We start from the raw sequence: 4,861 nt of genomic DNA, 5'->3' as shown, positions 1-4,861 counted from the left end.
TTTCATTTGTTTCTAACATTAATTGCTCATTTTTTATGTATGCTTTTTCGATTTTAATTTTTTTCTTCATCTCTTTACCTCCATTATCCACTTACCTATTTTAGCATAATTCAGCGATTTCTCCCAAGGATTGATGTTTAGGTTAGAAATGGGATAATAAAGGTGATTCCCTTTTGAAAGGATGATGAAAATATGACACAAAATATTGAAATTGAATTTAAAAATATGCTAACAAAAAAAGAATATGAACGACTTATTGAGTCTTTTAAGGTGGACACCAATCAAATTTTTAGCCAAGAGAACCATTACTTTGATACTCCAAATTTTTCTTTAAAGAAGGATAAGTCTGCTCTAAGGATCCGCCAAAAGGGCTTAACCTACGAAATGACATTAAAACAGCCGGCTGCAGTCGGGCTTCTTGAAACAAATCAGCCGATTAGTAAAGAGGAAGCAAAAATGGCAATCCATTATGGCACACTTCCAAAAGGGATCATCCAACGTCTTATAGAAGAATGCGAGATTTCTTTTTCCGATATTGAATATTTTGGTGCCTTACAAACGGAGCGCGCTGAATTCAAGTATGAAAATGGATTGCTAGTATTGGACCATAGTATTTATCTAAAAACAGAAGATTATGAATTAGAATATGAGGTTGAAAACTATCAGGATGGAAAGAAAATATTTTACGAACTGCTTGAGCGATTCAAGATTCCTGCACGTAAAACGGAAAATAAAATTCACCGATTCTATCACCGAAAATACAAACAAACGAATCAAAATGAATCGTAAAGGTATTTCAATGTAGATTTATTTGGAGATATTATTTCCAACATGCTAATTCCTGCTTTTTCTATTAAGAATTGCTCACTTGGCATACATTATTAATGTGTTTAAGTAACAAATTTACAAATTTAAAGCAATTCATTTGAGATATGAAATACGCATTGATAAAATAAATCTACATAATACATTAAGGGAGTTGGCAACATGATTGAAAGAAAGCTTTCACCATTTGAATCCATTGGTGAAGAAACATTACACCGTCTTGTGGACACATTTTATGGCCTTGTTGCGCAACATCCTGATCTAGCTCCAATATTCCCAAATCAATTTTCAGAAATTGCTCGGAAACAAAAGCAATTCTTAACTCAATATTTAGGCGGTCCTGCATTGTATACGGAAGAACATGGTCACCCTATGATGCGTGCTCGTCATTTGCCATTTCCTGTTACACCAATACGCGCCAAAGCGTGGCTATCTTGCATGTCACAAGCAATGGACAAAATAGGCTTAGAGGGTCCAGTAAGGGATGAATTTTATTCACGCCTTTATCTTACGGCCCAACACATGATTAACACGCCAGACGCTGGCGGGATCACAGGTGAAGAAAGTGAATAGTTCAAAATCTTCAAGCGCTAAACGGCATTGCAGTGATAAAAAGCCGATTGAGATATACATGTTTATTGACCCTTTATGTCCTGAATGTTGGGCATTAGAGCCGATTTTAAAGAAATTGCAAATTGAATATGGATGTTATTTTTCTATTAAGCATATTTTAAGTGGACGATTAGCCGATTTAAATATAACGAAGAAAAAGAATTTTGAGAATATCGCTCAAGTGTGGGAGAAAACTGCTAGCAGGTCAGGTATGTCATGTGATGGAAGCCTTTGGCTAGAGAATCCTGTGGATTCACCCTATACTGTTTCCATAGCTCTAAAAGCAGCTGAATTACAGGGGAGGCGGGCTGGGCTCCGTTTTCTGCGGAGAATCCAAGAGGGATTATTTCTAGAAAAACTGAATGTGTCAAATTTAGAGGTGTTAAAAGATTGTGCTAGGAGTTTAGGCTTGGATGTAGAGGAATTCATGTATGATATTCATTCTGAAAGTGCAGCAAAAGCCTTTCAATGTGATCTAAAAATAACTTCTGAAATGGATGTACAGGAGATTCCTACCTTAGTATTTTTTAATGAAAATGTTGAGGATGAAGGAATAAAGATAACTGGTTCATATCCATATGAGGTATATGTCCATATCTTGGAGGAAATGCTTTCGGAAAAACCCATCAAATCTCCTCCCCCTCCATTAGAATCGTTTATGAAGTTTTTTAAATTTGTCGCATCAAAAGAAATTGCGGTTGTTTATAATATGTCTATTTCACAAATTGAACGTGAAATGAAAAAATTACTTTTAAAGCAAGTGGTGGAACAGATCCCCGCTAAATATGGAACCTTTTGGAGATATATTGAAGAGTAGAAGCATGTTGTTAGACGGCATGTTTTCTTTTTTCTGGAAAATTGAAAATGCCTTGCAGTTTTCACACTGCAAGGCATTTTACTATTTATACGAACAAAGGGGATGGGAGAAATTTTTCACGGTCAAACAAAGGGGTATATGTTTGTTGTGATCAACTTCACATATATAATATAGCATGCACTTTCAATGTGTGGCAATAAGTTTGTGCTTTATTTCACATAATTGTCAAATATCATAAAATCACGGCATGGACAATAGACATAGAAGTACTAGGATTTAAAACACATTCACGAGGGTGGCCTGTCATTTATGAAAAAATTCCCTATCCTGATTATGCTTCTGCTTATTTTCATTGCTTTTTTTCTTCAAATCCTTGCACTTTTAAAGATTTTCCCGCTTTTGCTTAGTACACCTATATTATTTGCAGCCATATTTATCTTCATTTTTTACCTCAATGGCAGAAAACGTTTTAAAGGATTTTAAAGAGATGGAGCCCTTAGGGCCCCATCTCCTTTCATTATGCTTGTGATAACAATTGCTCTAATTCATTCAGTTTTTCTTCAAATACCTTACAAGCATTTTTAATTGGCTCTGCACTTGTCATATCCACTCCAGCCTTTTTCAGCACTTCAATCGGATAATCTGAGCTTCCTGCACTTAGGAATTCAATGTACCTTTTCACGGCTGGCTCGCCCTCTTCTAAAATTTGTTTGCTTAGTGCAGTCGCAGCACTAAACCCAGTTGCATACTGGTATACATAATAATTGTAATAAAAATGCGGTATTCTCGCCCATTCTAATCCGATTTCCTCATCTATGACAATGTCTTCTTCACCAAAATATTTTTTATTTAATGCATAATAACTTTCTGTTAATGCATCTGCAGTTAAAGCCTCGTTGTTTTGTGCTTTTTGATGAATCATGTGTTCAAACTCAGCAAACATCGTTTGACGGAACACCGTACCTCTAAAGCCTTCTAAATAATGATTGAGCAAGTAAATTCTTTTTTGTTCATCATCAATGGTTTTTAATAAATAGTCGTTTAAGAGTGCTTCATTACAGGTAGAAGCCACTTCTGCAACGAAAATGGAATAATTTCCGTATGGATACGGCTGTGATTTCCGAGTATAGTAACTGTGGACGGAATGACCAAACTCATGAGCAAGTGTAAATAAATTATTTACATTATCCTGCCAGTTCATCAGGATATATGGATGGGTACCGTATGCTCCTGAAGAGTAAGCACCGCTCCGCTTTCCTTTATTTTCATGGACATCAACCCAGCGATTTTCAAAGCCCTCTGCTAATATTTTCGCATATTCCTCGCCTAATGGTGATAACCCTTTAATGACTAGATCCTTCGCCTCTTCGTATTCGATTTCCATTTTCACATCTTTAACAAGAGGGGTAAATAAATCATACATATGAAGTTCGTCAAGACCCAGGACTTTTTTACGAAGCTTCACATAACGATGTACTAAATGAAGATTATCGGTAACGGTATTTACAAGGTTATCGTACACGCTTTCTGGGATATTATTAGCAGAAAGGGCGGCATGTCTCGCTGAATCATACTTTCTTACTCTTGCATTAAAGTTATCCTTCTTAACATTACCACTTAGAGTACTTGCAAATGTATTTTTAAAATTACCATACGTTTTATATACTGCCTTAAACGCATCTCTTCTTACCCGTGGGTCTTCACTTTCTAAGAAGCGAATATAACGGCCATGAGTAATTTCAACATCTGACCCATTTTCATCTTTAATAGATGGAAATTCAAGGTCTGCATTATTCAACATTCCAAACGTATTACTAGAAGCATCCATCACTTCACTGGCTTCCGCTAGTAATGCTTCCTGTTCGGCTGTTAGGACATGTGGTCTTTGCAGATTAATTTCAGCGAGAGCATGCTCATATAACTTTAATTCCGATTTATCATTTAAGAAACCAGCTACTTGGCCCTCATTTAAAGAAAGAATTTCAGGTACAATAAAGGCCAATTGGCTGGCTGCTTGCGAATACAAATTTTTCATTCTATCATCCAAGCCTTGATAAAATGAGTTCGTTGTATCTTGGTCATAACGCATATGTGAATATGTATAAAGCTTTCCAATCCGTTCTAACAGTTTATCTTGGAACTGAAGCGCTTTATATAGAGCCTCGGCACTTTCCCCCAATTTTCCTTCAAATTCCTTAATTCCTGGGATTAGACTTTTCACTTCCTGAAACTCTTTTTCCCACTCTTGGTCATTCACAAAAATATCTTCAAGTTTCCATGTATCTTGCTCAGGGATTGCACTTCTTACCGGTAGTGATTTTATTGCCGTTTCATTTGCCATCTTTCATCCTCCATTCTACATTCCTTCGAAAAAAAGTATCATTACTAAATATTCTCCTTATCTTTCCAATTTCCTTTTAGCAATTGCCAATACGAAAACTATTTACACCTCTATATAGTATGCCCTTCTAATTGTTTTCATTTATCTATTCGAGTGGATTTGGTTATATTTTTGAAAAAATAAAATCTTCGCTTCCTCTTTTTCTCGATTTGAACTCGGAATAAATATTTTCCGTTTTAATTGGAATATTGCATCTCCTTTTTTTT

At 35.8% G+C, this 4,861-nt stretch carries 4 protein-coding genes; 3 read left to right on the top strand and 1 reads right to left on the bottom strand.

The genetic code is table 11. The annotated features are described in order from the left end of the window. Window positions 1-192 precede the first annotated feature (192 nt). The 3 genes from V7137_RS27995 (at window position 193) to V7137_RS27985 (ending at window position 2,254) form a co-directional block, all read left to right on the top strand. Window positions 193-789 (top strand): CYTH domain-containing protein, encoded by a 597-nt coding sequence (locus V7137_RS27995; protein WP_335701089.1) that lies wholly within the window; start codon window positions 193-195, stop codon window positions 787-789. 198 nt (window positions 790-987) lie between these two features. Continuing rightward, window positions 988-1,398: a globin gene (locus V7137_RS27990; RefSeq protein ID WP_335701088.1), complete on the top strand. Its 411-nt coding sequence runs from the start codon at window positions 988-990 to the stop codon at window positions 1,396-1,398. Further along, complete coding sequence (locus V7137_RS27985; protein ID WP_335701087.1) at window positions 1,382-2,254, top strand: ClpXP adapter SpxH family protein; 873 nt, start codon at window positions 1,382-1,384, stop codon at window positions 2,252-2,254. Before V7137_RS27990 ends, V7137_RS27985 begins: the two co-directional genes overlap by 17 nt. A 517-nt stretch (window positions 2,255-2,771) precedes the next feature. Here the strand turns inward: V7137_RS27985 and pepF are convergent. Then, window positions 2,772-4,595, bottom strand: a complete 1,824-nt coding sequence (gene pepF / locus V7137_RS27980; protein ID WP_335701086.1) for an oligoendopeptidase F — start codon at window positions 4,593-4,595, stop codon at window positions 2,772-2,774. Window positions 4,596-4,861 lie beyond the last annotated feature (266 nt).

It is taken from the genome of Neobacillus drentensis (genome assembly GCF_036962765.1).
Taxonomy (GTDB): domain Bacteria; phylum Bacillota; class Bacilli; order Bacillales; family Cytobacillaceae; genus Neobacillus; species Neobacillus drentensis_C.
This window is presented reverse-complemented; position numbering and strand designations above follow the sequence as displayed.